Here is a 25,636-nt window from a genome sequence, read left to right as displayed (position 1 = left end):
AAGGCGGTGGGGGAGGCCGGCGCGCGGCCCGGCCGGCGGGCCGCGCGCCGACGGGTCAGGAGGGGAGCGAACGCCGGTCGGTCAGCGGGGTCATGCGGGCCCGCGCGAGCAGCCGCGACAGCGTGCCGGCGTCCGTCAGGGGCCCGTCGATGCCGACCGAGGCGGTGTCCAGCAGCCGTTCGGCCACCGCGACACCGGCCGCGTCGGCGGATCCCCCGCGGTCGTGCAGCCCCAGGACGAACGCGGGTGCCTCGTCCGGGTCACCGGCCACGTCGACCAGCCGTACGACGAGGTCGTCGCGGTGGAAGACGGTGGCCGCGAGGACCGGACCGTCCGGGGTGTACACGGCGGACGCGTCCTGCCGCGCCAGCAGCCGGGCGAGCTCCGGGCCCGCGCCGGCCCGGACCGGATAGAGCAGCGCACACCGCTGCGGGCGCGCCTCGGCCCCCGTCGCGGACGCCACGTGGTGGACGGCCGGCATCGCGGCCAGGGTGAAGAACCGGCGTGCGGAGTGCGGGTCCTTCAGGTCGCGGTCCTGTTCCAGGTACGGGTTCAGGGCCTCCTCGACCGCCCGCACCCCGGGCTGCCGGGCGACGTGGCGCAGCGCGGTCTGCAGATCGCCCTGCACCTCCACCGCCCGCACGATCCGGTTGCCGTGCATGAACAGCGAGGTGCGCAGCAGCCGGGTGTTCTCGGCGACCCGGGCCTCGGGGGAGGCGTAGTTCGACAGCAGCTCGGCGACCTTGGCCTCGCTGCCGGGCCGCACGGTGAAGGTCAGGGCGTGCCGGACGACGTTGCCCCCCACCCGGGGAGGGGCGCACAGCGCCTCACCGGCCGCCACGGACACCCCCGCACCGTCGGAGGCGGTCTCCCGCAGCACGCTGTAGCGCAGGGAACGGGTGTCGCGGACGCAGTCCTGCAGGGGCTCGACGGTCGACAGGTGCTCGTCGCTGTTGACCCATGCCAGGAAGGGCGCCGCGCTCTCCCATTCGCTGGTCAGCAGCCACTGCGTCGGGTTCTCCAGGGACTGGCACAGCTGGTCGCTGACATGACCCGGCACGGCCGCGACCCGGTGACGGATGCGCTCGTAGGCGTCGAGGAACTCCTGCTGCATGCCGTCGTGGATGTCCAGCATCAGCACGACCCGCACGCGGGATCCGTCGAACGCGGATATCGAGACGCCGCCCGCGTCCGCGGACACGGCGGCCGTCGCCCCGGCACCCATGACTGCGGGATCCGTCGATCCGGAATCCGACGACACGACGGGAGAGACCGTCATCCGGCCCACCTCTTCTCGGGGGAACTTCCTCGTGTACGGGGGAGTACGACCGTCGCTGCGCATGCCGTGTGCGACGGGATGCGCCGGTCGCGTAAGCACGATCGTGGGCCGTTCCCGCGGGGACCGCGAACCAGACGGGTTAAGCGGGTGAAGCCTGAGCCGCCGCAGGCGTCACGGGGCATGCATGAAGCCCCGGCCCCTGCACGTCACGGGACCTGGCACTCGACGACGGCCCCACCGAGGCCCGACGCAATGGAGGAACGAGCGATGAAAGAAAGAGCCGATCGATCGGGACCCGTGGTCCACCGCGTCCCGGTGCTGATCGTCGGAGGTTCCCTGGTCGGCCTGTCGACCTCGGTCTTCCTGGGCCGGCTCGGCGTCCGGCACACCCTGGTGGAGCGGCACGCGGGCACCTCCATCCACCCCCGGGGGCGCGGCAACAACGTCCGCACGATGGAGCTGTTCCGGGTGTCGGGCACCGAGCCGCTCATCCGGCGGGCCGCCGCCACGCTGGCCGACAACCACGGCATCCTCCAGACCCCGACGCTGGTCGGCGACGCGGGGGAGTGGCTGTTCAGGAAGATCGACCCGGGCAACGGACTCGCCCGGTTCAGCCCCAGCGGGTGGTGCCTGTGCAGTCAGAACGACCTCGAGCCCGAACTGCTCGCCCACGCCCGCGAACTCGGCGGCGACCTGCGCTTCGGCACGGAACTGATGTCGTTCGACACGGACGCCGACGGGGTCACGGCGATCGTCAGGAACCGGGAGACCGGCGAGCACACCACGATCCGCGCGAACTACCTGGTGGCCGCCGACGGCCCCCGCAGTCCCATCCGTGAGCGGCTCGGGATCGGACAGAGCGGTCCCGGCGACCTCTTCCACAACATCAGCATCACCTTCCGCTCCCGCCGGCTCGCCGACGTCGTGGGCGACCGCCGCTTCATCGTCTGCTACCTCACGGCCCCGGACGCGGACGGCGCCCTGCTCCCGGTGGACAACCGCGTGGACTGGGTCTTCCACGCCCCCTGGCACCCGGAGGACGGCGAAACGGTGGAGGACTTCACCGACGAGCGCTGCGCCGACCACATCCGCCGCGCGGTCGGCGATCCGCACCTCGACGTCGAGATCACCGGCAAGGCCCCCTGGCACGCCGCCCAGCGCGTCGCCCGCAGCTACCGCTCGGGCCGCGTCCTGCTGGCCGGCGACTCGGCCCACGAGATGTCCCCCACCGGCGCGTTCGGCTCCAACACCGGCATCCAGGACGCCCACAACCTCGCCTGGAAGCTGGCCGCCGTCCTCGACGGCTGGGCCGGCGACGGCCTCCTCGACACCTACGACGCCGAACGCCGCCCGGTCGCGGAGGCCACCAGCGCCCGCGCCGCCGCCCGCTCCGCCGAGCACAGCCACCCCGGCTTCGCCCCGCCCCCGGCGGCCGGAGGCGGCGGCGGCCCGCAGCGCGGCATCCTCAACGTCGCCCTCGGCTACCGCTACCCCCGGGGCGCGGTCGTCGGCGCCGACCCGGCGACGCCGGTGGTCCCGGAGGAGCTCTCGCTGACGGGCGAACCCGGCAGCAGGGCCCCGCACCTGTGGCTGCTCCGCGGCGACGACCGCGTCTCCACGCTCGACCTCTACGAACGCTCCCTCGTCCTGCTCAGCGACGCGACGGAGTCCAGTGGCTGGCACGAGGCGGCGACGCGGCTGGCCGGCGAGATGCGGATCCCGCTGACGCCGTACCGGGTGGGCAAGTCCCTGGACGCCGACCTGCTGCCCGAGAACGACGACACCGACTGGGCGAAGGCCCACGGTGTGACGTGCGGCGGGGCGGTCCTGGTGCGCCCCGACGGCTTCGTGGCGTGGCGGGCCCCGGGACCGGCGCCGGACCCCACGGCGTTGCTGCGCCAGGTGGTGGCGTCGGTCCTGTCCCTGGCCTGACACCCCGGGCCCCGCTTGGCCAGACCCGAGCGACATGGTTCACGCCAACGGGTGAATCCCTGAATGGACGTCCGGTCCGCCCCCGCCGGGTGCGCTGTGCTGGGTCCGCTGAGACACAGCGCACCGTCACCGGGCAGGGGGAAGGGAACACACGGGCATGGTCGTCCTGGGCGCCTGGCTGCTGACCGCGGCCCTGGGCGCCCACCTCGCCACCGTCTGGATCCGCCACGGCGGCCTGCGCCAGCGCACGCCCGGCGTGACGCGGTTGCCGCTGTGGCTGGTGGTCGGCCACGTGGCGCTCGCCGTCACCGGGCTGGCCGCCTGGACCGCGTACCTCCTGGGCGGCCTTCGGGGCCCGGCGTGGGCGGCCTGCGCCGCGGTCCTCGTCGTGGCCGCCCTCGGCTTCATGATGCTGCTGCGCCGGCTGCCCGGCTCCGGCCGCCACTCGCAGGCCACCGGCACGGCGGAACGCCACTTTCCGCTGACCGGGGTGGTCGCCCACGGCATGAGCGCGGGCGCGACGGTGCTCCTGGTCGTCCTGGTGGTGCTCCGCCGGGTCTGAAGGGCGGCGCGGAGGCGGAGCCGGGCGAGCGCGCGGGGACGGCCCGATGCGCAGCCGACCGCGTTGTCAGTCCCCCCTGTCATCATCCCGCCATGCCGAACGACGCCCCGGTGCCCCGGCCCGCCAGACCGAGGCGGCCGAACGCGCCTTCGGGGCCGACGGCTTCTTCGTCCTGTCCGGCGACCGCCGGCTGAACACCTCGACGACACCGTGGACCTCACGACCGGCCCCGTACCGGTCTTCGTCAAACTGGTCGCCCTCGTCGGCGGCTGAGACGGCGCGGGCCCGCCTCCCGCCCGGGCGGGAGCCCCGTCACCGGTCCGTACGCCCCGGGCGGTCGTCCGCGGCCGCGCCACCACGCGATCAGCACGCCGGCGAGCAGGCAGCACGCCAGGCCGCTCCGCCGCCCGGGGGCGCCCGGGGAGCGGAGCGGGCGGTCCGGACCTGCCGGGACCGTCGGCGGTTCGCGGGGCGGCTTCGCCGCGGCGGCGGAGTCGTCGGCCAGTTCCCGGGCGAGGTGCCGCCACACCCGTTCCGGAGGGGCGGTGGGAAGGTCCGCCTCCTCGACCGAGCGGGCCGCGGCGACCAGACGGGTCATCAGGCGCAGGTCGTCCCGGCAGCGTTCGCAGCGGGCGATGTGCTCCAGGGCGCGCGCGTCCTCGGGCGACGCGCCGTTGCCCAGGACCAGCTCCACCAGGTGCGCCGGGTCGACGTGTGACACCGTCACTCTCCCGTCGGCGCCGCGGTGACGACCAGGTCGGCCCGGTAGCCGCCTTCCTCGGGGACGAAGGGAGGGGCACAGGTGATGAGGGTCGGCACCGGCGGCCCGCTCCTGCGGAGGACCGAGGGCGCGAGCGCGTCCTTCGGCACCGTCGCGCGCGCGACGGTGCGGTGGGCGGCCGGTCCGGCGCCGGCGCGCCGTACCTCGCCCCGGTCGCCCGGCTCCACGGCGTACAGCGCGGCGAACTCCCCGGTGTCGTCGTCGACGTGCCCGGCCGGCACCGAGGAACCGCGGGCGCCGCCGAGGGCCGGTCCGAAGCGGTACCAGCGCGCGACGGACGGATCGGACGGAACGGCGAGGTCGCCCGCCCCGGTGACCCCCACCGGGCGGACCGGGGCGTCGAGGCCCACGGAGGGCACCAGGACGCGCCGGGGAGGACTCGTGCGCGGTGGGGGAGTGGAACGCGCCGGGCCTGCACGGGAGGGCCCCTCGGACGCGGCGGCGGGAGCGGCCCGGGCCGGCCCGAAGTCGCGCGGTGACGGCTGCGGTGGCGACGGGGCGGCGCCGAACGCGACGGCCGCCGCGAGGGCGGCGGCCGCCACGACGGGACCGGTGGGCCGCCGTGCCGCGTCAGTCACGCCGGCCCGCGGCCCGGCGGATCACCAGCACGCCCGTGAGGGTGACCACGCCGGTCGCCGCCGCCCAGGCCTGCCACTGGTCCGAGGAGTTGGTGAAGGCCGCGGCCGCGGCGGCGCCGCCGCCCGCGTGCACGCCCTTCGGCGCCGACTCCATGCCGCTGAGCGTCTGGGTCGCCGGCGCGAGGTTCTTGTCGGCCGCGCTGCCCCAGGCGTAGACGATGGTGTCCGCGCCCTCCTCGAGCCGGAGGTCCGCGGGGCCGATCGCCACGGTGTCGGTGCCGGCCGGCACCACCTCGGCCGAGACCGTGCCGGCGTCGACCACGGCGGTGTCCTGGTCGGGGTTCTCCAGCCCCGTGAAGACGGTCCGGCCGTCCGCCCGGACGTCCACGGCCGGTGCGGCGGCGACGTGGCGCACCGTCAGCCGCGCCTTGCCGGCGTCGACCTGGGAGACGTCGTCGACGAAGGACGTCAGTTCGGGCTCGCCGTCGGCGGAGAGGTGGGCGGCGATCGTGGCGTTCGCTCCTGCCGGCACCTTGATCTGCTTCTCGGCGGCCGGGGTGCCGCCGGGGCCCTGGCCGGCCGGGAAGACCTCGATGTCGTAGGTGCCGGCGTCCAGCGGCCGCGGATCGGTCACCGTGCCGGGTTCGAAGCCGCTCAGCAGCTTGTCGCCGTTGGCGTAGACGTCGGCGGTCAGTCCGGGGACGCCGTGGAAGACCGACACCTCGGCGGTGTCGCCGCCGGCGGCCGAGGGGGCGGCCACGACGGGGGCTGCGACGGTGAGCACGAGGGCGCAGGCACCGGCCGACGCGCCGAGGACGAGGGGGGTCCGGGTGGCCATGGGAATCATCCCTCCGTGGCGGCTGCGTCGTTCGCGCAGTCTCGTCAGTGGTTCGTGCGCGGGCGCCGTCGCGGATGCGCGCGGCGGCGCCCGCCGTGCGGTGCCTACGCCGCGTCCTCGTCGGCGCGGCCCCGTCCGACGGCCTCGCGCAGCCGGAGCAGGCCGCGCCGGGTGTGGCTCTTGACGGTGCCGAGGGGCAGGCCGGTGCGCTCGGCGATCTGGGCCTGGGTGAGGTCCTGGTAGAAGGCCAGGCACAGCACCTCGCGCTGGCCGTGCGGCAGCCGGGACAGCGCGTCGACCAGGAGCACGCGGTCCAGGACCTCGTCCGGCGCGCCGTCGTCGTGCCGATGCGCGTCGGCGTCGTGCCCGGCGGTGTCGGTCAGGGTGAGGCGTCTGGTCCGGGCGGCGAGCGCGTCGACGATCTTGCGGCGGGTGATGCCGACCAGCCAGCCGCCGAGCGGTCCCTGCTCGGGACGGTAGCCGCTCCGTCCGCGCCAGGCGCCGAGGAAGACCTGCTGGGTCACGTCCTCCGCCTCGTGCGCGTCGCCGAGCGAGCGCGTGGCCATGCCGTGCACGAGCGAGCCCCAGCGCCGGTACACGGCCGCGAAGGCGTGTTCGTCGGCGGCGAGCAGGCCACGGGCGAGTTCCTCCTCGTACCGGGTCTCCTGCGCGGCGGGAGCGGGAGCGCCGGTGCGCCGGGTGTTCGTGGCCATGACCTGTTCCTCCTGCCGTCTGCGCCGAACGTGGCGGAGGGCCGCCCGCGAAGCGGGTGGCGACGGCGCGTGCGCCGTCGCCACCGGCTCGTGCGGTCCACTCTTCCGATGTGAAACGACGCAGGCAACATGCGTCGCTTGTGCGTCGTATGCTGGGGCCGTGGACGGAAACGGCGAGGCCGACGCGGCGGGCGCGGGACCCGGCGGAGGGCTGACCACGGGAGAGGTGGCGCGGCGTCTGGGGGTGGCGCCGACGACGGTGCGGTCCTGGGACCGCCGCTACGGCCTCGGCCCGGCCGCCCGCACCGACGGCCGGCACCGCCGCTGGACCGCCGGGGACGTGGCCCGGCTGGAACGGATGTGCGCCCTGACGGCCACCGGACTGCCACCGGCCGAGGCCGCACGCCTGGCCCTCGGCGGGGCGGACGCCGGCACGCCCCCGCCCGCGGCGGGCGGCGCCCCCGTCGCGCCGCCCGCGGCCCGGGCGCGCAGCCGGGCCGCGACGGGGCTGCGGCTCGGTGACGCGCGCCAGGAGTGCAAGGGGATCGCCCGCGCGGCCCTGCGCCTGGACGCGACCGCCCTCGACGAGCTGCTGAGCGGCGTGATCGAGGAGTACGGCCTGGTCGCCGCCTGGACGGAGGTGATCGTGCCGACGCTCCAGGCGGTCGGCCGCAAGTGGGAGAGCTCCGGAGAGAGGTACGTCGAGGTCGAGCACTTCCTGTCCTGGCACGTCTCCGGCGCGCTGCGGCGCCACACGCCCCGGGCGCCGGCCGGTCCTCCCGGCGCCGTCACCGTGCTCGCCTGCGTCCCCGCCGAGAACCACACGCTGCCGCTCGAGGTGCTGGCCGCCGTACTGGCCGAACGGGGCCTGCCCGTGCGGATGTTCGGCGGCTCGCTGCCCGTGGAGTCCCTCGTGGCCGCGGTCCGCAGGACCGGGCCGGCCGCGGTGGCCCTGTGGGCGCAGTCCCGGACCACGGCCAGCCGGCCGCTGGCCCAGTACATCGCGGCGCTCGAGTGGGGGGTGCGCGGCGCCCGCAGGAGGCCGGTCGTGCTCACCCTCGGACCCGGCTGGGCCGGACAGACCTCGCCCGGATCGCCGCACCCTCCCGGGCTGGCGGAGGCCGTGGCCGTGATCGAGTCCGTCGTCCGCGGGTGAGGCGACGCCGTCGCCGGGTACGCGCGCCCGGTGGCGTTCCGCCCGCCGCACGGGACGCGCCCCGGTGGACGCCGTGCGCACGCGGCGATCCGGCATCCGGGTGAGAGCCGGCCGGATCGCGGAAGCCGCATCCGGCGGCGCCCGGCACGGGGAACAGACGATGAGGACGGACAGCCGGTGACCTTCCAGCGAGGGGGAGCGAAGAGTGGACCTCACGGAGCCGGAGACCGGCCCGCCGCGCACCGCCCCGGACGGGGCCCCCGTCGGTGAACGGCGCGTCGGGTGAGCCGGCGCCCCCGCACCGCCGCGGAGCCGTGCGACGTGGTCATCGTCGGCGGCGGCGCGGCCGGACTCAGCCTGGCCCTCCGGCTCACCGCCCCCGCCTCCCCCGCCGTCACCCTCGTGGAGGCCCCCGACGGACCGCTGCGCCCCGGCGAGCGGACCTGGTGCTACTGGGACCACGGCACCGACGACCTCGACGAGGCGGTCAGCGCCTCCTGGGCCAGGCTCCGGGTGCACGGCGCCGACGGCCGTGCGGTCACCGTGCACCCGGAGCCGCTGACCTACCGCATGCTCCGGTCCACGGACTTCGAACGGCTCGTGCACTCCCGCCTCGCCCGCTCCCCGCACGTACGGGTGCTGCGCGCGACGGCCGACACGGTGCGCAACACGGCCGGCGGCGCGGAGGTGCGGTGCACGGACCCCGACGGGCGGCCCCTGACACTGCGGGCGCGGCACGTCTTCGACTCCCGGCCCGGACGCACGCTCCCCCCGGCCCGCACGCGGCTCCTCCAGCACTTCCGCGGCTGGTTCGTGCACACGGCCACGGACCGGTTCGACCCCGGCACGGCCGACCTGATGGACTTCCGGGTGCCGCAGCCCCGCCACGGGCTCGCCTTCGGCTACGTCCTGCCCACGGCGCCCGACCGCGCCCTCGTCGAGTACACCGAGTTCTCCCGCACACCGCTGACCACCGGGGCGTACGAGGCGGCGCTCGCCCACTACTGCCGCGACGTCCTGCGGCTCGGCGCGTTCACGGTCGAGTCGGCGGAGCAGGGGGTCATCCCCATGACCGACGCCCGCTTCGCCCGGCGCGTCGGACCGGCCGTCCACCGCATCGGCACCGCCGGCGGCGCCACCCGCCCAGCGACCGGCTACACCTTCGCCGCCGTCCAGCGGCAGAGCCGCGCCATCGCCGCCGCCCTGCACGCCGGGCACGCGGACGTCCCCCCGCCGCACGGCCGGCGGGCCCTCGCGATGGACGCCGTGATGCTGCGGGCCCTGGACACCGGACGCATCGACGGGCCCCGCTTCTTCACCGGCCTGTTCCGCCGCGTCCCGCCCGAACGCCTGCTGCGCTTCCTCGACGGCGACACCACCCCCTGGGAGGAATGGAGCATCGGCCTGCGCACCCCCGTGGGCCCCATGCTCCGCACCGCCGTCGAACTGCCCTTCCTGCCCCGCCGCCCGCCGCCCGCCCCACGAACCGGAGAAGGCCACCGATGACACTGCTGCGCGACCACGACCTGGCACGCGCCTTCGACCACGCCTCCCACACCTACGACCGCCTCACGGCCCTCAACCCCGGCTACCGCACCGGCCTGCTGCGCTCGGCCCGCCGCCTGCGGCTGCCCCGGGCCGGGGCCGGCCTGCACGTGCTGGACCTCGGCTGCGGCACCGGCGCGTCCACCGCGGCCCTCCTGCGGGCCGCGCCGCGCGCCCGCATCACGGCCGTCGACGCCTCCGCCGGAATGCTGCGCCGCGCCCTGGCCAAGCCGTGGCCCGAGCGCGTGCGGTTCCGGCACCTGACCGCCGAAGAGGCCACGACGACGGACGAGGGACCGTACGACGCCGTGTTCGCCGCCTACCTGTTCCGCAACGTCACCGACCCCGACAAGGTCCTCGGCGCCGTCCGCTCGCTGCTGCGGCCGGGCGGGCGGCTCGCCGTCCACGAGTACAGCCTCAGCGGCTCGGCCGCCCACCGCGCCCTGTGGACGACGGTGTGCCACGGCGTGATCATCCCCGCGGGCACCCTGAGCGGCGACCGCGCCCTCTACCGGCACCTGTGGCGCAGCGTCCTCGACTTCGACACCGCCCCCGCCTTCACCGGGCGCCTGGCCGGCGCCGGCTTCACCGGCGTCCGCGTCGTCCCCGTCGCGGGATGGCAGACCGGCATCGTGCACACCTTCACGGCACGCAACGGCACCGCCGGCCCGGCCGCGGAGGACGCCCGATGACCGCCCGCCGCGGCCGCGACCGCAAGGCCGAGATCCTCACGCCCCCGCCGGGCCGGGCCCGCTTCGCCCCCGGCGACGCGCCCCGGGTCGCCGTGGCCGGCGGCGGCATCGCCGGCCTCGCGGCGGCGACCCTGCTGGCCGAGCGGGGCGCCCGCGTGACCCTCCACGAGCGCGAGGAGTCGCTGGGCGGACGCCTCGCCGGCTGGCCCACCCGGCTCTCCGACGGGACCGGGGTGACCATGAGCCGCGGCTTCCACGCCTTCTTCCGCCAGTACTACAACCTGCGCGGCCTGCTGCGGCGCACCGATCCCGGCCTCGACCGCCTCCGCCCGCTGCCCGACTACCCGCTGCGGCACAGCGGCGGACTGACCGACAGCTTCGCCCGCGTCCCGCGCACCCCGCCCCTCAGCGCGCTCGGCTTCGTCGCCCTCAGCCCCACCTTCGGCTGGCGCGACCTCGCCGGCATGGACGCCCGCGCCGCCCTGCCGCTCCTCGACGTCCGCGTACCGCAGGTCTACGAACGCTTCGACGGCACCAGCGCCACGGACTTCCTGGAACGCGTCCGCTTCCCCGAGGCCGCCCACCACCTGGCCTTCGAGGTGTTCTCCCGCAGCTTCTTCGCCGACCCGCGCGAACTGTCCGCCGCGGAACTGCTGCTGATGTTCCACATCTACTTCCTCGGCTCCGCCGAGGGCCTGCTCTTCGACGTCCCCGACGAGCCCTTCCCGCAGGCCCTCTGGGAGCCCCTCGGCGACTACCTCCGGCGCCTCGGCGCCGACATCCGCACCGGTACGCCCGTGCGCGGTGTTCACCCCGACGACGACGGGGGCGTCCAGGTGCGCACGGACGGCACCCTGGAGCGGTACGACGCCGCGGTCCTCGCCCTCGACCCCGGGGCCCTGCGCGGCGTGATCGCCGCGTCCCCCGACCTCGGCACCGAGACCTGGCGGGACGACGTCGCCGCCCTGACCACCGCACCGCCCTTCCTGGTCTCCCGGCTGTGGCTGGACCGGCCGGTCCGCGCCGACCGCCCCGGCTTCCTCGGCACCAGCGGCTACGACGGCCTGGACAACGTCAGCGTCCTCGACCGCTACGAGGGCGAGGCCGCCCGCTGGGCCGCCCGCACCGGCGGCTCCGTCGTCGAACTGCACGCCTACGCCGTCGCCGCCGGATCGGCGCCCCGGACGGTGCAGAACCGCCTCGTCGACAGCCTGCACCGGGTGTACCCGGAGACCCGGCGGGCCCGGATCGTGGACATCCGGCACGAGTGGCGCGCCGACTGCCCGTTCTTCCCCGTCGGCTCCCACGCCCGGCGGCCCACCGTCGCCACACCCCACCCGAAGGTGACCCTGGCCGGCGACGCGATCCGCAGCGACCTGCCCGTGGCCCTGATGGAACGCGCGGCCACCACCGGGTTCCTGGCGGCCGGACGCCTCCTCGCGGACTGGGGCGTACGCGGCCAGACCCTGTGGACGGTGCCCCGGGCCGGCCGGTCCGCGGCGCTGCGCGCCCTCGGCGGCATCGGCACCGGCTGAACACCGCCCCCGCGCGCCTGCGGGCACCGGGACCGGCTGATCCCCGCCCTTCGCCCTCAGCGGTCCCGGGACGGGGTCGGGCCGTCTCCGTCCCCCAGTGGCAGCGGACCGGCTGAGCACGTCCCCGCGCCCTCTGCGGCGTCGGGAGCGACTGGCCACCGCCCCCGCGCGCCTGCGGGCGCCGGGACCGGCTGATCCCCGCCCTTCGCCCTCAGCGGTCCCGGGACGGGGTCGGGCCGTCCCCGTGCCCCCCCGGTGGCAGCGGACCGGCTGAGCACGTCCCCGTGCCCTCTGCGGCGTCGGGAGCGACTGGCCACCGCCCCCGCGCGCCTGCGGGCGCCGGGACCGGCTGATCCCCGCCCTTCGCCCTCAGCGGTCCCGGGACGGGGTCGGGCCGTCTCCGTCCCCCAGTGGCAGCGGACCGGCTGAGCACGTCCCCGTGCCCTCTGCGGCGTCGGGAGCGACTGGCCACCGCCCCCGCGCGCCTGCGGGCACCGGGACCGGCTGATCCCCGCCCTTCGCCCTCAGCGGTCCCGGGACGGGGTCGGGCCGTCCCCGTGCCCCCCCGGTGGCAGCGGACCGGCTGAGCACGTCCCCGTGCCCTCTGCGGCGTCGGGAGCGACTGGCCACCGCCCCCGCGCGCCCCTGCGGCAGCGGGAGTGGCTGGGCACCGCCCCGTGTCCTCAGCGACACCGGGACGGGCTGCGCACCGTCCCCGCGTCCTCAGCCGGGGAAGCGGCCCGTGCCGCGCAGCGCCCAGCGCCGCTCCGCGTACGCGAGGTCGTCGCGCCACAGCCGGCCGGCGGTCCGGCGCATCAGCGGTCGCAGCACGGGCGCCGCGGCCCGCGCCAGGGCGAAGCCGCGCCGGTCCGAGGCGGCGACGACCGCCTCCACGACGGCGGTCCGGGGCCGGCCGGCGCCCGCGGCCGTCAGCGGCGTGGCGTGGGTCTCCACCACCGACGTACGGCCCTCCCCCTCGGTGATGCGCATGACGACCGTGCGGGGCCCGGGCGCGGTGAACTCCGCCCGCACCGGCACCACCAGACGGTCCGTCACCCGGAAGGAGACGTCGACGACGAAGACGTCGTCGTCCTCGCCCCGCGGCGGCCGGGCGACGGACAGGTCGACGAACGAGTAGGGGTGGAACCAGGAGCCGTGCCACGGGTCGAGCCGGTTGGCGACCACGTCCTCCGGCTCGCACCGCCCGACGGCCGTGAAGACGGCGTCCACCCCGCTGCCCGCGGCCGGCCGCGCCGGGACCACGGGGAGGTCCGTCGGCTCCTCACCGCCCACCGCGTCCAGCCGCACCCACACCAGCACCCCGTCGTCGTGCACCGGGTAGGGGTCCCACCCGGCGAACGGCCCCCCCTCCAGGGCCAGTCCGTGCCAGTGACACACCAGCGTCCCGCACACCACCCGGCTGTCCCGCAGGGGGGCGCCGAGGTGCGGACAGACCCCGGGGCCCGCCCGCAGCCCGCCGGTGTCCGTCCGCCACAGCACGACCTCCTCACCGCCCACCGTCCTGCCGAAGGGCCGGCCGCCGGCGCGCACCTCGCGGGAGGAGCCCACCACGAACCAGTTGCCCGACGGACGGGCCGAGGCCCGCTTCAGCGCCTCGGCGATCAGCGCCGGACGGGCCTGACGCCAGGTCGGCGTCTGCTGCGCCCAGTCCGACCGGCGGCGTCGCCGCAGCGGCGGTGTCCAGCGGGCCCGGTCAGGCCGGTCACTCATCCCACGGATCCCTTCGTCTCGAGCGGGGCGGCGTCCGGACGCGGCGCCCGGCCTCCGGTGCGGGCCGCGCGCCGGCGCGCGACGGCGATCTGCACGGCCCCGGCCGCCGCCACGGCCGCGCGGCGCCGGCGCGGCACCACCGCCCGGCGGTGCAGGACCGCGTACCCCTGGTCCGCGATGGCGTCCAGGATGCCGCCGTAGAGGGCGAACGCCGTCGCGATGCAGGGGCGCGTGCGCGGGTCGAGCATGGGGATGCCCGCCTCCGCGGCCCGGTACTCGCTCCTCGCCAGGGCCTCCGCGGCGACGAGGGCCGCCCGCACGCGCGGGTCGTCGCGGCCCGTGCGCCGGCTCCACTCCAGCAGCGGCCGGTCCACGCCGTGGGCGGCGAGCAGGTCCGCCGGCAGGTAGATCCGGCCCCGGTCCAGGTCCTCGCCGACGTCCCGCAGGAAGTTGGTGAGCTGGAAGGCCACCCCGAGGGCCGCCGCGTGCGGCGCGGCCTCCTCGCGGGGGACGACCGTCCCCAGCACGGGCAGCATCTGGAGCCCGATCACCGCGGCCGAACCGTGCATGTAGCCCCGCAGGTCGGCATAGGTCGGATAGTCCGTGACGTGCAGGTCGCTGCGCATCGAGGCCATGAAGTCCGCGAACAGCCCGGGCTCGATCGCGTACCGCTCGGCGGTGTCGGCCACCGCCCGCACCACGGGCTCGTCGCCCGCACCGGTGCGCAGCCCGCGGGCGAGGTCGCCCTCCAGACGCCGCAGCAGCCGGTCGCGTTCCGCGGGCGTCCGGTCCCGGCCGAGGTCGTCCACGATGTCGTCCGCCCAGCGGGCGAACCCGTACAGGGCGTGCACGGCCGGCCGCCGCTCCACCGGGAGCAGGCGGGTGGCCAGGAAGTAGCTCTTGCCGTGGCGGGCGTTGAGCCTGCGGCACGCGGAGTAGGCGGCACGCAGGGCGGGGTCGGTGATGCCCGCGGCGTCCAGTTCACGTCGCGTCATGCGTGCCCTCCGCGGTCGGGGCGAGGGTCCGGGCGCCGTGCCGCGCCGGACGGACGGGGGCGCGACGGGCGGCGGCGGTCCCGCCTCCGGTCACGCGGGCGGCGGCGAGCTTGCCGCTGATCAGCACCGTCGGCACGCCCACGCCGGGGGTGGTGCCGCAGCCCGCCAGCACCACGTTCTCCAGGCCGCGCACCAGGTTGCGCGGGCGGAACGGGCCGGTCTGGGCGAAGGTGTGGGAGACCGAGAAGGGGCTGCCCGCCGCGTGCCCCTGCGCCGCCCAGTCCAGGGGCGTCACCAGCAGCTCCTCCTCGACGCTCGCCGCGAAGCCGTCCAGACCGCGGCGCTCCAGCTCCGCGACCAGGCCGTCGCGGTAGCGCGGCCCCAGGTCCCGCCACTCGGCGCCGGAGGGGCCCACGTCGGTGTTCGGGCACGGCGCCAGGACGTAGTGCAGGTGCCGGCCGGGCGGCGCCAGGCCGGGGTCGTGCGCCGTCGGCCGGGTGATCAGCAGGGAGGGATCGCTCATCAGCCGTCCCGAACGGGTCAGCTCGTCGAAGGTGCGCTCCCAGGCGGCGCCGAAGGACAGGGTGTGGTGGGCGAGACCGGGCCAGGTGCGGTCGGTCCCGGCGTGCAGGATCACGGCGGACGGGGAGTGCCGCAGCCGCACCGGGCGCCGGGGCGCGCGGCCCATGAGCGCGTGCGCCGCGGGCAGTTCGCAGGTCAGCACCACCGCGTCGCAGGCGAGGCGCTCACCCGACGCCAGGCGCACCGCGCGGACCCGGCCCCCCGACCGCTCCAGCGACGTCACCTCCGCCGACCAGCGGAACTCCGCGCCCGCCGCGCCCGCCGCGTCCGCCATCCCCCGGGGCAGCGCGTACATGCCGCCCTTGGGGAACCACACACCGGCCACCGTGTCCATGTAGGCGATCACCGCGTACGCCGCGAGGGCCCTGGCCGGGGCCACTCCGGCGTACAGGGCCTGGAAGGAGAAGACGCGGCGCAGCCGGGGATCGGTGAGGAAGCGGCCGATGCGCCGGTCCAGCCGCCCGAAACCGCCCAGCGCCGCCAGCCGCGCCAGATCCGGGTGCAGCAGCTGGAAGGGGGAGTCGAAGTTCGTGTCGATGAAGCGCCGCATCTGCGCCCGGTACAGCCGCTCCAGCCACTCCCGCAGCCTCCGGTAGCCGGCCGCCTCCGCCGCCCCCGCGAACCGCTCGACCTCGGCCTCCATCGCCTCGCCGTCGGTGTGCACGTCGAGCGCGGCGCCGTCCGCGAACGACGCCCGGTACGCGGGGTGCAGGGCCGTCAGCTCCACGTGCCGGTGCAGGCTGTCGCCCACGGCGGCGAACGCCTCGTCGGCCAGGTGCGGCATGGTCAGGACCGTGGGCCCGGTGTCCACCTCGTAGCCGCCCAGCCGCACCCGGCCCGCCCGGCCGCCCGGCCCGGGATCCCGTTCGACGACCGTCACGCGGCGGCCGGCGCCCAGCAGGTGCAGCGCGCAGGCGAGTCCGGACAGCCCGGCGCCCACCACCACCACGTGGTCCGTGGCGCCCGGCACGGTCCTCACGCCGCCTCCCCGGTGCGCCGCGGCGCGGTCCCGGCCGCCCGTTCCACCAGCGCCGCGAACTCCCGCCGCACCGGCGGCGGGGCACCGGTCCCCTCGAAGTGCCGCAGGCTCGCCGAGGCCAGCTCCGAGATCCTGGACTCGACGACGGCCCGGGCGCCCGTGCGCTCCAGCGCGGCCCGCATCCGGCGCACCGTGTCGTCGCCGGACGCGGCGGACCCGCCCGGGGCGAGCGCCTCCGCGGCCTCCCGGTCACCGGACGCACCGGCCAGCCGGGAGCCGACGGCGAGCAGGCAGGTGAGCTTGCGGGTGCGCAGGTCGTCGTCGGCCGGCTTGCCCGTCACGGCCGGGTCGCCGAAGGCGCCGAGGAGGTCGTCGCGGAGCTGGAAGGCGAGCCCCGCACACCGCCCCGCGGAGCGCAGGGCGTCCAGGACCGGGCCCTCGGCCCCGGCCAGGGACGCACCCAGGGCCAGCGGCCGCTCCACGGTGTAGAGGGCGCTCTTGAGGGTGGCGATGGTCATCGCCTCCTCCACACCGGACGCGCCCGTGGCCTGCGCGTGGATGTCCCGGTACTGCCCGGCGACCATCTCGGTCCGCATCGCCTGCCACTCCCGGTGCAGCCGCGGGCCGTGCGGCGAGCCCAGCGCCGTCTCCGTCATCAGGTCGTCCGCCCAGGCCAGCGCGAGGTCACCGGCGAGCACCGCCCCGGAGACCGCGAACGCCTCGGGCGAGCCCGTCATGCGCGCGGCCTCGTGCATGCGGGCGAGGTCCACGTGCACCGCCGGCGCGCCGCGGCGCAGCGGCGACCCGTCCATCACGTCGTCGTGGATGAGGGCGCACGCCTGCACCAGTTCGAGGGCCGCGCCCGTGCGCAGCACCGCCGTGGCGTCCCCCGCCCCGCCCGCGGCACGCCACCCGCACCACGCGAACGCCGTGCGCAGCCGCTTCCCGCCCCGCAGCACCAGCGCCGCGACCCGGCCCGCGACGTCACGGGCGAACACCGGATCGGTGTCCCGGGCCCGTCCCAGCGCGTCGTCGAGGAGGCGTCCCAGCTCCGCCTCGACGGCCCGGGCCGCGTCGCGCGCCGTCCGTGGACCGTCGGCCCGTCCGACCTGTTCGGCCACCGTGGGCCGCAGTCCCAGCATGCACAACCCCTTGTCGCTCTCGATCACCCGCACAGCAGTGCTTCGGCTGAGTGCCCTTCTATGGATGCGCCGATCCCCGTCACGCGGACGGGTCGCCGGGGCGAGGGTCACTCCACCGGCCCAGCAGCAGACACCTCATGGCGGTGCGTCACCCCGCCTCCGACCCGCTCGACGTACTCGGCGGGGCCGAGCAGGACGGGGCCGGGCGGGGGGCGACAGCGGGCCGTGGCTCATCACCGGGCCGGCGGCGGGCACGGCGTCCCCGCAGGGGCCGGAGGCCGCCGGCCGGTGGGCGAGGAACCGCTCGAGCGCCGCCCGCGCCCCGGCACGGGTCGCCGGTGCCGTGGCCCGGGTCCCGCCGGCCCCCGGCATGACGTGTCCCTCCCTTCCCGTCGCCACCGCGGCCGCACCCGGACGGGACGTGCGCGCCGGCGCCGGAGGTCCTTCACCGCCGGAGGTCCTTCACCGGGCGGCCGCGCCCGGTGCGGCCGGCGCGCCGTGTCCGGCCGTGCGCGCTCATGCCCTTGGCGGCGGCCTGCGCGATGTTGCGGGCCATCCCGCCGAAGACGACGGCGTGGAACGGCGACACGCTCCACCAGTAGGCGTGGCCGAGCAGTCCCCGCGGGTGGAACAGCGCGCGCTGGCGGTACCGGGTGCGGCCGTCGTCGTCCGTCTCGGCGTACATCTCCAGCCAGGCCAAACCGGGCAGCCGCATCTCGGCCCGCAGCCGCAGCAGCCGGCCCGGCTCGATCTCCTCGACCCGCCAGAAGTCCAGCGAGTCACCGACCCGCAGGCGCTCGGCGTCACGCCGGCCGCGGCGCAGGCCGACCCCGCCGACGAACCGGTCCAGCCACCCCCGCACCGCCCAGGCGAGCGGGAAGGAGTACCAGCCGTTGTCGCCGCCGATGCCCTCGATCACCTTCCACAGCGCGGTGCGGGACGCCTCGACCGTCAGCTCCCGGTCGTCCTGGTACAGGCTGCCGCCGGCCCAGTCGGGGTCGGTGGGCAGCGGGTCGCTGGGCGCGCCGGGCACGGAGGCCGACGACCACCGGGTGTCCACCTGGGCCTGCCGGACCCTGCGCAGGGCCAGCCCCAGGGCCTCGTCGAAGGGCAGCGGCCGCCCCGGCGGGTCGGGCACGTACCGGGCGATGTCGTGCTCGTGGCACACCACCTCGTGGCGCAGCGACTCCGTCAGCGGCCGGGCGATGGACGCGGGCACCGGGGTGACGAGGCCGACCCAGTGGCTGGAGAGCCGCGGGGTGAGGACCGGCACGGGCACGATGACCCGGTGCCGGAGCCCGGCGACGACGGCGTAGCGGCGCATCATCTCCCGGTAGGTCAGCACGTCCGGCCCCCCGATGTCGAAGGCGCGGTCGACGTCGGCCGGCATGGTCGCCGAACCGGCCAGGTAGCGCAGCACGTCGCGGACCCCGATCGGCTGGATCCGCGTGTGCACCCAGCTGGGGGTCACCATGACGGGCAGGCGCTCGGTCAGGTACCGCAGCATCTCGAACGACGCCGACCCCGACCCGATGACGACCGCCGCCCGCAGCACCGTGGCGGGCACCGGGCCGTCGAGGAAGATGCGCCCCACCTCCGCCCGGGAGCGCAGGTGCGGCGAGAGGGCACGCTCGGGCACCCCCCGCGGGATGAGACCGCCCAGGTAGACGATCCGCCGCACCCCGGCGGCGTGCGCCTGCTCGGCGAAGACCCGCGCGGCGCGACGGTCCGTGTCCTCGAACCCGGAGCCGGTCCCCAGCGCGTGCACCAGGTAGTAGGCGACGTCCACGCCGCGCATGGCACCGGCGACGGAATCGGCGTCCGTGACGTCGCCGCGCACCGCCTCGACGTCCCGGGACCAGGGGTGGTCGCGGAGCTTGCCGGGGGAGCGGGCCAGGCAGCGCACCCGGTGACCGGCCTCCAGGAGCTCGGGCACCAGCCGCCCGCCGATGTAGCCGGAGGCGCCGGTGACCAGGCACAGCAGTCCTTCGCCGCTCCGCGGACCCTCAGTGGCTGCCACGGGTGCTCCTTTCACGGGGGTGGTTCTCCGGGTGCGGTTTTCCCGGGGGTGGTGCTTCGGATCCGGTCCTTCCGGTCCCGGTCCTTCCGGTCCCGGTCCTTCCGGTCCCGGTCCTTCCGGCCCTGGTCCTTCCGGCCCTGGTCCTTCCGGTCCCGGTCCTTCCGGGAGCCGGTTCTCACGGGGCGGTGCGAACCGCGCGTCGGTCCGATCATCGCCGCGCCGGTGCGCCCCCGCCCGCCGTGCTCAGCCGGCCGGCGGCGCCGAGGGGAGGACGCGAACCGCCCGGCCCGACCGCCGTCGCCGGTGGAGGCGGACGGGCCGGCCGTCCACGCCACCACTTCACCGCCCGCCGGCCCGACGGATGCACCCGCCACCCGGACGCCCGGCCCGGCCCGGCCCCGGACACGCCGCGGCGTGCCCCTGGACCAAGCGGGTTAACCGCGCCCGGGGCGGGAGGCCCCCCGGCCGTCCCGGCCACCGGCACCGAGCAGACCCGTCGCCCGGAACGGTTCGGCCGCGTCCAGCCGGGGCAGCTCACGCCGCGACAGCATCGTCACCACCGAGGGCATCGCGGCACGGACCACCTGGCCCGCCCACAGCCAGCGAGGCACGTACACCGAGGGGCGGCGCCGCTCGACCGCGGTGACCAGCCGGCCCGCCACGTACTCCACGGGGTACATCCTGCGCGCCGGCGGCGGCATGTGACCGCGCAGCTCACGCAGCACCGGGTGGGCGTCGGCGTCACGGACCATGTCGGTGTCGGTCCAGTTGATGTAGGCGACGCCGACACCCACACGCCGGTGCGCCACCTCGGCCCGCAGGGCGTGCGCGAACGACTCGACGCCCGCCTTCGAAGCGCAGTACGCGCTCATCATCGGCGCCGCGCCGATGGAGGCCAGCGAGGCGACCTGGAGGAAGTACCCGGACGTGTCGAACAGGTCCCCGAGGAACGTCCGGGCGGTCGCGGCACTGCCCACCAGGTTCACCTCGACCACCCGCCGCCACACGGCGGGGTCGGACTCGGCGAACGGGCCGCCCTCGGCCACCCCCGCGTTGGCGACCACCACGGACACGGGCCCGAGCCGCGCCCGGACGTCCGCCCCCGCCCGGGCCAGCGCCCGGTCGTCCGTGACGTCGGCCTCCCAGCACCCGCCGACCCCCGGCAGCGAGTCCTGCACCAGCCGGAGCGTCCGCTCCGTGCGCCCCAGCAGCGCCACCTTCGCCCCGCGCGCGGACAGCTCCCGCGCCAACGCGGCCCCCAGCCCGCGGGCCGCCCCGGTCACGACGGCGGTCCTCCCGCGCAGCGGACTCTCGCTGACCGGCATCCGACGGCTCCTCTCCGGGGCGGCGTCCGTCCTGCTCAGCGTAAGCACGGGCGACCGGCCCCGCACGCCACCGAAATGATCGAAAAGGGACCCCGGGACGCGGCGCATCGGGCAGGGTGGAAGTCGCACCCGACGGCGCCGGGCGGGGGCGTCACCGCAGCCGACGAGCGGCCCGTCCCGGTGACCGAGCGCCGGCGGACGCGTTGTGCTGCACAAGGAGGAGATGTGGCGACCGAGACGTTCAGTATCGACAAGCGGCCCCTGCGGGACCTGCTGCGGCAGATCGAGGCGGGGAAGATCCAGTTGCCGGAGTTCCAGCGCGGCTGGGTCTGGCCCTGGCCCAACATCGCGAGTCTGCTGGCCTCGGTGTCCCTCAACTACCCGGTCGGCACGGTGATGCTGCTCAAGGGCGGCGGGGACGTCCGCTTCAAGTACCGGCCGATCGAGGGAGCGGCCCCCGGCGAGCAGGCGCAGCCGGAGTCACTGGTCCTCGACGGCCAGCAGCGCCTCACCTCGCTGTTCCAGTCGCTCGCGATGGACAGCCCCGTCGACACCCAGGACGAGCGCAAGCGCAGGGTGGGCGGCTGGTTCTACGTCGACATGGTCAAGGCCCTCGACGAGAACGAGGACCGGGAGGACGCGATCCGCTTCATCCCGTCCACGCGCAAGGTGGTCAACTTCCGCGGCGAGGTCGTGGAGGACTACTCGACACCGGAGTCGGAGTACAACCACCGCCTCTTCCCGCTGCGGAGCCTCTTCGACAACTCCTGGGGCGACGGCTACGCCCGCCACTGGGGCTTCGCACCGGAGGCGATGGAACTCTGGTACGGCTTCCGGGACGGCTTCATCCTCCCCTTCGAGCTGTACCACTTCCCGGTCATCGAACTCGGCAAGGACACCCCGCGCCAGGCCGTGTGCCAGGTCTTCGAGAAGGTCAACACGGGCGGAGTCACCCTCACCGTCTTCGAGTTGCTCACCGCGACGTACGCCGCCGACGAGTTCGACCTGCGTCGGCACTGGGACGAGTGCCGCGCCGCCTGGGAGGCACCCGAGTACGCCATCCTGCGGGAGGTCTCCAACACCGACTTCCTCCAGGCGGTCACCCTCCTCGCCACCGCCGAGCGCCGCCGGCAGGAGGAGGAGGCCGGCACGGACGAGGAACGCCTGCCGCGCATCGGCTGCAAGCGCAAGGACATGCTCGTGCTGAGCCTGGAGGACTACCGGCGCTACGCCCCCGGCGTCGTCGCCGGCTTCAAGGCCGCAGCGAAGTTCCTGCGCCAGCAGTTCGTCTTCGACACCCGCTTCCTCCCGTACGGAACCCAGCTCATCCCCCTGGCGGCGGTCTTCGCCCTCGCCGGCAAGGACGCGGAGACCGCCGGAGCACAGGAGAAGCTGGCCCGCTGGTACTGGTGCGGCGTCTTCGGCGAGCTCTACGGCGGCACGACCGAGACCCGCTTCAACCTCGACCTCCCCGACGTCGTCGAATGGATCCGCGGATCGTCCCGCGAACCCCGGACCGTCACGCAGGCCCAGTTCGCGGCGAGCCGTCTGCTGACCCTGCGGACCCGGCAGAGCGCCGCGTACAAGGGCATCTACGCCCTCCTGCTCAAAGCGGGCGCTGCGGACTGGCGGACGGGGGAGAAGGCGGAGGTCAGCGTCTACTTCGACGAGGCGATGGACATCCACCACATCTTCCCGCAGGCCTGGTGCCAGAAGAACGGCCACGACCGCTCCGTCTACAACTCCATCGTCAACAAGACCCCGTTGACCGCACGCACCAACCGCATCATCGGCGGCCACGCCCCGTCCGAGTACCTGCACCGCCTCGCCAAGGCCGCCGAGACCAGCCCGGAGGGCGTCGAACAGCGCATCAGGACCCACCTGGCGGACCCCGCCCTGATGCGAGCCGACGACTTCGACGCCTTCTTCGAGCAACGGCGCAAGGTGCTCCAGGACCACATCGCCGCGGCGATGGGCAAGCCGGTGGTGGACGACCACATCCCGGGCCAGCGCACGGAGACGGACCGGACCACCGGCACAACGGTCGTGACGGCCACCGCCGACAGCAACTGACGGCCACGGTCCCGGCGTTGCCGGCACGGCAATGCCATGCCGGCAACGCCGGTGATGGGGTGACCCGGTGCAACCGTCGCTTCCCCGGTCCCCGTCCGGACCCAGCGGACCGTACGCCCCACACCCCCGGGCGGGCGCCCCGGACCCGGCACACCCGCCGTACGCGCACCCTGCGTACACCCAGCCGTCGCCCCGGCCCGCCGCCCCGCCGCCGGCGGAGCTGTCCGCCCTGTGGGAGCCCGGCCCTCCGCGCTCGAAGGCCGGACGACGCTTCCGCTTCGCCCTGACGGTGCTGTACTTCCCGTTCCACGTGGTGCTGTGGCTGGCCATCACGGCCTTCGTGGTGGCCTACGGCCTGGTGATGGAGGTCGTCTGCGGAATCCTCCCCTTCCTCGAACGCCCGGTACTGAGCCTCCTGGACCGGACGATCGGCCTCTTCCCCGCCCGCCCCCGCTGGTGGACGTCCTGGGGTGAACTCCGACGCGAGGACGATCCGGCCTTCCACCGGGAGCGCATAGAGAAGCAGCTCCGGAAGCAGAAGCCCGAACGGCGCACGACGCTCGTCAGAACCCACCGGCACCGCTGCGTCGGAGCCCGCGGCCTCCTGGAGATCGCGACCCCGCACGGCTGGACCCTCAGCGAGGGGGCACCGGCCCGGCTGCGCGAGGGGATCGAACTGTCCCGCACGACACGCTGACGCACCCGGTCCGCTGCCGGGCGCTCGGTCGGACCGTGATCACGGCGACACGCCCGCTGCACAGCGCCGCGATGTCCTCGGGGCCGGAGGCGGGGACCGTGACGGGGCCGGGCGCGGACAGCGCGTCGACGGCGCACCCGTGGCCGTGGGGGCCGGCGTCGGAGAGGAGTGCGGTGGCGTCCCGGGCGATCGACTCGGTGACCGGCTCGACGACGAGGCGGGAAAGGACCCACTCCGGCGCCGGGCGTTCGATCCGGGGGCGAACTGCTTCCACGAGGGTGGCTGTGGAAGTGACCACGCGTAGGCCGCCGGCGCGGGCCGGAGCGAGCCAACCGGTCACTGTGCGGTCCCGCAGCACGGGCCTCGGCCACGTAGGCGGACGACCCCGAAGGGCCGCCGTGGGCTCCGGCGGCTTCGGCGATGTCACGCGGCATGGTGATCGAGTACTTGCCGGGGTCTCGCCCATGCCGCTCGTCCTCCCGGCCGTCCTCCCGCGGTCACCGGCCTTCCCGTCCGCATGGACCAGGGCCCCGGGGGCCCCGCCGCATCTCGGCCGCGCGTCGTCGGCCGTTGGTCGCCGACCGCACCTGCCGCGTCGCGCCCCGTATCGCCAGTGGACCGCTGCCCCAGGGGTTCCGTCCGGTTCGCGCCCTACGCGTGGGCTGTCGGACTGGCGACCCTCACGGTATGGGGCTTTCGGAGAGGGAACCGCGGCGGCTGAGTGCTGGGCAGTCCCGTTGCCCTGACTGCGGTCTGCCGCAGGACCGGGTGCCGACACTCGATCAGGACTGGGTCCTGCTGGAGCCGGACATGAATCCACTGGCCCATACGGTGCCGGCGGAGCACCGGTGGATCGAGCTGTCCGACGGGCGGGCGACGGTCTACGGGGTGTGCCCGCCGGACCAGTTCCAGCGGTGCCGCGTCGAGCACCGCCTCGCCTGCCCCGCGCAGCCTCTGCCGGACCTGTGGCCGTGGTTGACGTCCCTACGGGGGGAGAACGCGCGACAAATGGAGCGGCAGAACGATCCGGAGCGGCCTCCGCCCCCCGAGGGGTGGCCGGACGCCGGCCCCACCGTCGGAACCCTCTCGATGATCGATCCAGAAACTTTCCCCAAGCCTATTGACTCGGCAGATAGCCTGCCTAACCTGATTAATAAGCCATAACACCGAAAGAGCCACAAAGTCGATGAGGACGTCTAGTCGGCGGAGTGACTTGGACAGGATGTGGTCCAGGCCCCCGGCAAGCCGGCGCGATACCGGAGCGACAGTGACGACTGAAGCCCCAGGACACGTGCAGCACTACCGGGGACTGTTTTTTGCCCTCACGGCCTTCCCCGGCACGGTCGGGTCACGGCGCGAAGGCTGCACCACGACCATGAAGCCGCCCGTCCGGCTCCCTCGCTGCGGACGGCCCGTGCCGTGGACGTACGGAGATCGAGGTCGGTGGCGGCCCACCGCAGGCGTCCTGGGCTGCTGGAGGCGGCCACCACGTCACCCTGCGCGCGTCCTGCTCAGAGCGTCCCGAGTACCAGGCCCCCGGTTGTCCGGAGGCCTTCCTGTTTCCCGGGCCCACCTGCGCCGATGCCTCAAGATCCCGTCCAGGCCTTCTCCACGGACCCCGACATACGCCCGCTCCGAGCGGCACACGCCTGCACATACGCGAAGACCCCGGCCTCAGCGTTTCCGCTGGTGACGGGGTCTTCGGGCACCTCATACAGGGTGCCCCCGGCAGGATTCGAACCTGCGCACACGGCTCCGGAGGCCGTTGCTCTATCCCCTGAGCTACGGGGGCGTGTCGGCCGGGGAGCTGTTGCTCGCGGCGACGGGTAGAACACTACCAGCTCGTCCGGGGTGGTCATGAACGGGTTTCCCTCCCGGCGTCCCGCTCCGCCGACGGCGCAGGCGGAGTGCCGGTGTCGGGCGGCGGGGGCGATGTCCCCCGCGTGGGGTGGAAGTGGGGAAAACCCGGACGCGGCAGCCGGTCCGGACCTACTCTCGAGTTGTGCCTAGGGCGTCTGGCCGAGTTCTTGTTGTGGACGACAACAAGGTCATCCGGCAGCTGATCAGGGTCAATCTCGAGCTGGAGGGCTTCGAGGTCGTGACCGCGGCCGATGGTGTCGAATGTCTGGAAGTGATCCATCAGGTGCGGCCCGACGCCGTCACGCTGGACGTGGTCATGCCACGGTTGGACGGGCTCCGGACCGCCGCACGGCTGCGTGCGGATCCCCGGACCCGGGACCTTCCCCTCGCCATCGTCAGCGCCACCTCCCAGTACGAGGTCGGCGCCGGAGGCGAAGGTGTCGCCGGTGCCGATGGTGGTGTCGATGCCTTTCTGCCCAAGCCCTTCGAGCCCGCCGAGCTCGTCGCCCTCGTACGGCAGTTGGTCGAGGGACGGAGCGGTGTCCGCGGAGGCGCCGGGGAGAGCGAGGCGTCCGCTCAGGCCGAGTCGGCCGGGTAGTCGGTCCGTGCGTTCCCCCGTGG

21 protein-coding genes, 1 tRNA gene and 2 pseudogenes are annotated in these 25,636 nt (G+C 75.4%); 10 read left to right on the top strand and 14 right to left on the bottom strand.

Annotated features, from left to right (window positions below; translation table 11 throughout):
- Positions 1 to 55 precede the first annotated feature (55 nt).
- Complete coding sequence (locus ACZ4V6_RS12750; RefSeq protein ID WP_467825887.1) at positions 56 to 1,279, bottom strand: SchA/CurD-like domain-containing protein; 1,224 nt, start codon at positions 1,277 to 1,279, stop codon at positions 56 to 58.
- Positions 1,280 to 1,546: 267 nt separating this feature from the next.
- Between ACZ4V6_RS12750 and ACZ4V6_RS12745 the strand changes: the two genes are divergently transcribed.
- Positions 1,547 to 3,211 (top strand): FAD-dependent oxidoreductase, encoded by a 1,665-nt coding sequence (locus tag ACZ4V6_RS12745; RefSeq protein ID WP_467825884.1) that lies wholly within the window; start codon positions 1,547 to 1,549, stop codon positions 3,209 to 3,211.
- 157 nt (positions 3,212 to 3,368) lie between these two features.
- Positions 3,369 to 3,773: a hypothetical protein gene (locus ACZ4V6_RS12740; RefSeq protein ID WP_467825881.1), complete on the top strand. Its 405-nt coding sequence runs from the start codon at positions 3,369 to 3,371 to the stop codon at positions 3,771 to 3,773.
- A 244-nt stretch (positions 3,774 to 4,017) separates the two neighbouring features.
- On the opposite strand, the gene ACZ4V6_RS12735 is transcribed toward ACZ4V6_RS12740, so the two are convergent.
- The 4 genes from ACZ4V6_RS12735 to ACZ4V6_RS12720 form a co-directional block, all read right to left on the bottom strand.
- On the bottom strand, positions 4,018 to 4,494 hold the full coding sequence (locus tag ACZ4V6_RS12735; protein ID WP_467825879.1) for a hypothetical protein: 477 nt from the start codon (positions 4,492 to 4,494) through the stop codon (positions 4,018 to 4,020).
- 2 nt (positions 4,495 to 4,496) lie between these two features.
- Entirely contained in the window at positions 4,497 to 4,904 is a 408-nt protein-coding gene (locus ACZ4V6_RS12730; RefSeq protein ID WP_467825877.1) for a class F sortase, read from the bottom strand.
- Between the two features lie 220 nt (positions 4,905 to 5,124).
- A complete protein-coding gene (locus ACZ4V6_RS12725; protein ID WP_467825875.1) occupies positions 5,125 to 5,970 on the bottom strand; it encodes a DUF4397 domain-containing protein in 846 nt (281 codons plus the stop codon).
- A gap of 104 nt (positions 5,971 to 6,074) precedes the next feature.
- A complete protein-coding gene (locus ACZ4V6_RS12720) occupies positions 6,075 to 6,683 on the bottom strand; it encodes a sigma-70 family RNA polymerase sigma factor (RefSeq protein WP_467825873.1) in 609 nt (202 codons plus the stop codon).
- A gap of 160 nt (positions 6,684 to 6,843) precedes the next feature.
- Between ACZ4V6_RS12720 and ACZ4V6_RS12715 the strand changes: the two genes are divergently transcribed.
- The 4 genes from ACZ4V6_RS12715 (at position 6,844) to ACZ4V6_RS12700 (ending at position 11,611) form a co-directional block, all read left to right on the top strand.
- A complete protein-coding gene (locus ACZ4V6_RS12715) occupies positions 6,844 to 7,839 on the top strand; it encodes a MerR family transcriptional regulator (RefSeq protein ID WP_467825870.1) in 996 nt (331 codons plus the stop codon).
- A gap of 282 nt (positions 7,840 to 8,121) precedes the next feature.
- Positions 8,122 to 9,345: a lycopene cyclase family protein gene (locus tag ACZ4V6_RS12710; protein ID WP_467825868.1), complete on the top strand. Its 1,224-nt coding sequence runs from the start codon at positions 8,122 to 8,124 to the stop codon at positions 9,343 to 9,345.
- Positions 9,342 to 10,076: a methyltransferase domain-containing protein gene (locus tag ACZ4V6_RS12705; protein WP_467825866.1), complete on the top strand. Its 735-nt coding sequence runs from the start codon at positions 9,342 to 9,344 to the stop codon at positions 10,074 to 10,076. Before ACZ4V6_RS12710 ends, ACZ4V6_RS12705 begins: the two co-directional genes overlap by 4 nt.
- Positions 10,073 to 11,611 carry an FAD-dependent oxidoreductase gene (locus ACZ4V6_RS12700; RefSeq protein ID WP_467825863.1) on the top strand — a complete coding sequence of 513 codons (1,539 nt, stop codon included), beginning with the start codon at positions 10,073 to 10,075 and terminating at the stop codon, positions 11,609 to 11,611. Before ACZ4V6_RS12705 ends, ACZ4V6_RS12700 begins: the two co-directional genes overlap by 4 nt.
- Positions 11,612 to 12,334: 723 nt before the next feature.
- On the opposite strand, the gene ACZ4V6_RS12695 is transcribed toward ACZ4V6_RS12700, so the two are convergent.
- The 6 genes from ACZ4V6_RS12695 to ACZ4V6_RS12670 all read right to left on the bottom strand — a co-directional run bounded on the left by ACZ4V6_RS12695 (position 12,335) and on the right by ACZ4V6_RS12670 (position 20,385).
- Positions 12,335 to 13,342 carry a DUF5914 domain-containing protein gene (locus tag ACZ4V6_RS12695; protein ID WP_467825861.1) on the bottom strand — a complete coding sequence of 336 codons (1,008 nt, stop codon included), beginning with the start codon at positions 13,340 to 13,342 and terminating at the stop codon, positions 12,335 to 12,337.
- Positions 13,339 to 14,337, bottom strand: a complete 999-nt coding sequence (locus ACZ4V6_RS12690) for a phytoene/squalene synthase family protein (protein WP_467825859.1) — start codon at positions 14,335 to 14,337, stop codon at positions 13,339 to 13,341. Before ACZ4V6_RS12690 ends, ACZ4V6_RS12695 begins: the two co-directional genes overlap by 4 nt.
- Positions 14,324 to 15,898: a phytoene desaturase family protein gene (gene crtI / locus ACZ4V6_RS12685; RefSeq protein WP_467825856.1), complete on the bottom strand. Its 1,575-nt coding sequence runs from the start codon at positions 15,896 to 15,898 to the stop codon at positions 14,324 to 14,326. The genes ACZ4V6_RS12690 and crtI overlap by 14 nt, the downstream gene beginning before the upstream one ends.
- Positions 15,895 to 17,040, bottom strand: a complete 1,146-nt coding sequence (locus ACZ4V6_RS12680) for a polyprenyl synthetase family protein (RefSeq protein ID WP_467825853.1) — start codon at positions 17,038 to 17,040, stop codon at positions 15,895 to 15,897. Before ACZ4V6_RS12680 ends, crtI begins: the two co-directional genes overlap by 4 nt.
- A gap of 445 nt (positions 17,041 to 17,485) precedes the next feature.
- Positions 17,486 to 19,060 carry an SDR family oxidoreductase gene (locus ACZ4V6_RS12675; RefSeq protein ID WP_467825851.1) on the bottom strand — a complete coding sequence of 525 codons (1,575 nt, stop codon included), beginning with the start codon at positions 19,058 to 19,060 and terminating at the stop codon, positions 17,486 to 17,488.
- Between the two features lie 434 nt (positions 19,061 to 19,494).
- Positions 19,495 to 20,385 (bottom strand): SDR family oxidoreductase, encoded by an 891-nt coding sequence (locus tag ACZ4V6_RS12670; protein WP_467825848.1) that lies wholly within the window; start codon positions 20,383 to 20,385, stop codon positions 19,495 to 19,497.
- 225 nt (positions 20,386 to 20,610) lie between these two features.
- Between ACZ4V6_RS12670 and ACZ4V6_RS12665 the strand changes: the two genes are divergently transcribed.
- Together ACZ4V6_RS12665 and ACZ4V6_RS12660 are read left to right on the top strand one after the other, a co-directional pair.
- Positions 20,611 to 22,458 (top strand): GmrSD restriction endonuclease domain-containing protein, encoded by a 1,848-nt coding sequence (locus tag ACZ4V6_RS12665; protein ID WP_467825846.1) that lies wholly within the window; start codon positions 20,611 to 20,613, stop codon positions 22,456 to 22,458.
- A gap of 67 nt (positions 22,459 to 22,525) precedes the next feature.
- Positions 22,526 to 23,155 (top strand): hypothetical protein, encoded by a 630-nt coding sequence (locus tag ACZ4V6_RS12660; RefSeq protein ID WP_467825842.1) that lies wholly within the window; start codon positions 22,526 to 22,528, stop codon positions 23,153 to 23,155.
- 31 nt (positions 23,156 to 23,186) lie between these two features.
- Here the strand turns inward: ACZ4V6_RS12660 and ACZ4V6_RS12655 are convergent.
- Positions 23,187 to 23,513 (bottom strand): annotated as a pseudogene (locus tag ACZ4V6_RS12655) (DNA-binding protein); the annotation flags it as partial.
- Positions 23,485 to 23,595: pseudogene (locus ACZ4V6_RS12650) on the bottom strand (CopG family transcriptional regulator); the annotation flags it as partial. The pseudogenes ACZ4V6_RS12655 and ACZ4V6_RS12650, both read right to left, overlap by 29 nt.
- Here ACZ4V6_RS12650 and ACZ4V6_RS12645 point away from each other — a divergent pair.
- Positions 23,576 to 24,319 (top strand): DUF6083 domain-containing protein, encoded by a 744-nt coding sequence (locus ACZ4V6_RS12645; RefSeq protein WP_467825839.1) that lies wholly within the window; start codon positions 23,576 to 23,578, stop codon positions 24,317 to 24,319. The pseudogene ACZ4V6_RS12650 and the gene ACZ4V6_RS12645 sit on opposite strands and share 20 nt — an antisense overlap.
- A gap of 556 nt (positions 24,320 to 24,875) precedes the next feature.
- Here the strand turns inward: ACZ4V6_RS12645 and ACZ4V6_RS12640 are convergent.
- Positions 24,876 to 24,947, bottom strand: a tRNA-Arg gene (locus tag ACZ4V6_RS12640).
- A gap of 162 nt (positions 24,948 to 25,109) precedes the next feature.
- Here ACZ4V6_RS12640 and ACZ4V6_RS12635 point away from each other — a divergent pair.
- Positions 25,110 to 25,613 carry a response regulator gene (locus ACZ4V6_RS12635; protein ID WP_467826487.1) on the top strand — a complete coding sequence of 168 codons (504 nt, stop codon included), beginning with the start codon at positions 25,110 to 25,112 and terminating at the stop codon, positions 25,611 to 25,613.
- Positions 25,614 to 25,636: the final 23 nt, after the last annotated feature.

The organism is Streptomyces sp. NPDC029152, from assembly GCF_055564355.1.
Note: the sequence above shows the minus strand (reverse complement) of the source record. Positions and strands in the feature narration are given on the sequence as shown.

Bases quoted from the DNA above. Each gene is read 5' to 3' on its own strand.
- ACZ4V6_RS12690 (WP_467825859.1), bottom strand. From the start codon at position 14,337: ATGACGCGACGTGAACTGGACGCCGCGGGCATCACCGACCCCGCCCTG.
- ACZ4V6_RS12695 (WP_467825861.1), bottom strand. From the start codon at position 13,342: ATGAGTGACCGGCCTGACCGGGCCCGCTGGACACCGCCGCTGCGGCGA.
- ACZ4V6_RS12720 (WP_467825873.1), bottom strand. From the start codon at position 6,683: ATGGCCACGAACACCCGGCGCACCGGCGCTCCCGCTCCCGCCGCGCAG.
- ACZ4V6_RS12745 (WP_467825884.1), top strand. From the start codon at position 1,547: ATGAAAGAAAGAGCCGATCGATCGGGACCCGTGGTCCACCGCGTCCCG.
- ACZ4V6_RS12670 (WP_467825848.1), bottom strand. From the start codon at position 20,385: ATGCCGGTCAGCGAGAGTCCGCTGCGCGGGAGGACCGCCGTCGTGACC.
- ACZ4V6_RS12700 (WP_467825863.1), top strand. From the start codon at position 10,073: ATGACCGCCCGCCGCGGCCGCGACCGCAAGGCCGAGATCCTCACGCCC.
- ACZ4V6_RS12750 (WP_467825887.1), bottom strand. From the start codon at position 1,279: ATGACGGTCTCTCCCGTCGTGTCGTCGGATTCCGGATCGACGGATCCC.
- ACZ4V6_RS12680 (WP_467825853.1), bottom strand. From the start codon at position 17,040: ATGCTGGGACTGCGGCCCACGGTGGCCGAACAGGTCGGACGGGCCGAC.
- ACZ4V6_RS12725 (WP_467825875.1), bottom strand. From the start codon at position 5,970: ATGGCCACCCGGACCCCCCTCGTCCTCGGCGCGTCGGCCGGTGCCTGC.
- ACZ4V6_RS12645 (WP_467825839.1), top strand. From the start codon at position 23,576: ATGTCACGCGGCATGGTGATCGAGTACTTGCCGGGGTCTCGCCCATGC.
- ACZ4V6_RS12740 (WP_467825881.1), top strand. From the start codon at position 3,369: ATGGTCGTCCTGGGCGCCTGGCTGCTGACCGCGGCCCTGGGCGCCCAC.
- ACZ4V6_RS12705 (WP_467825866.1), top strand. From the start codon at position 9,342: ATGACACTGCTGCGCGACCACGACCTGGCACGCGCCTTCGACCACGCC.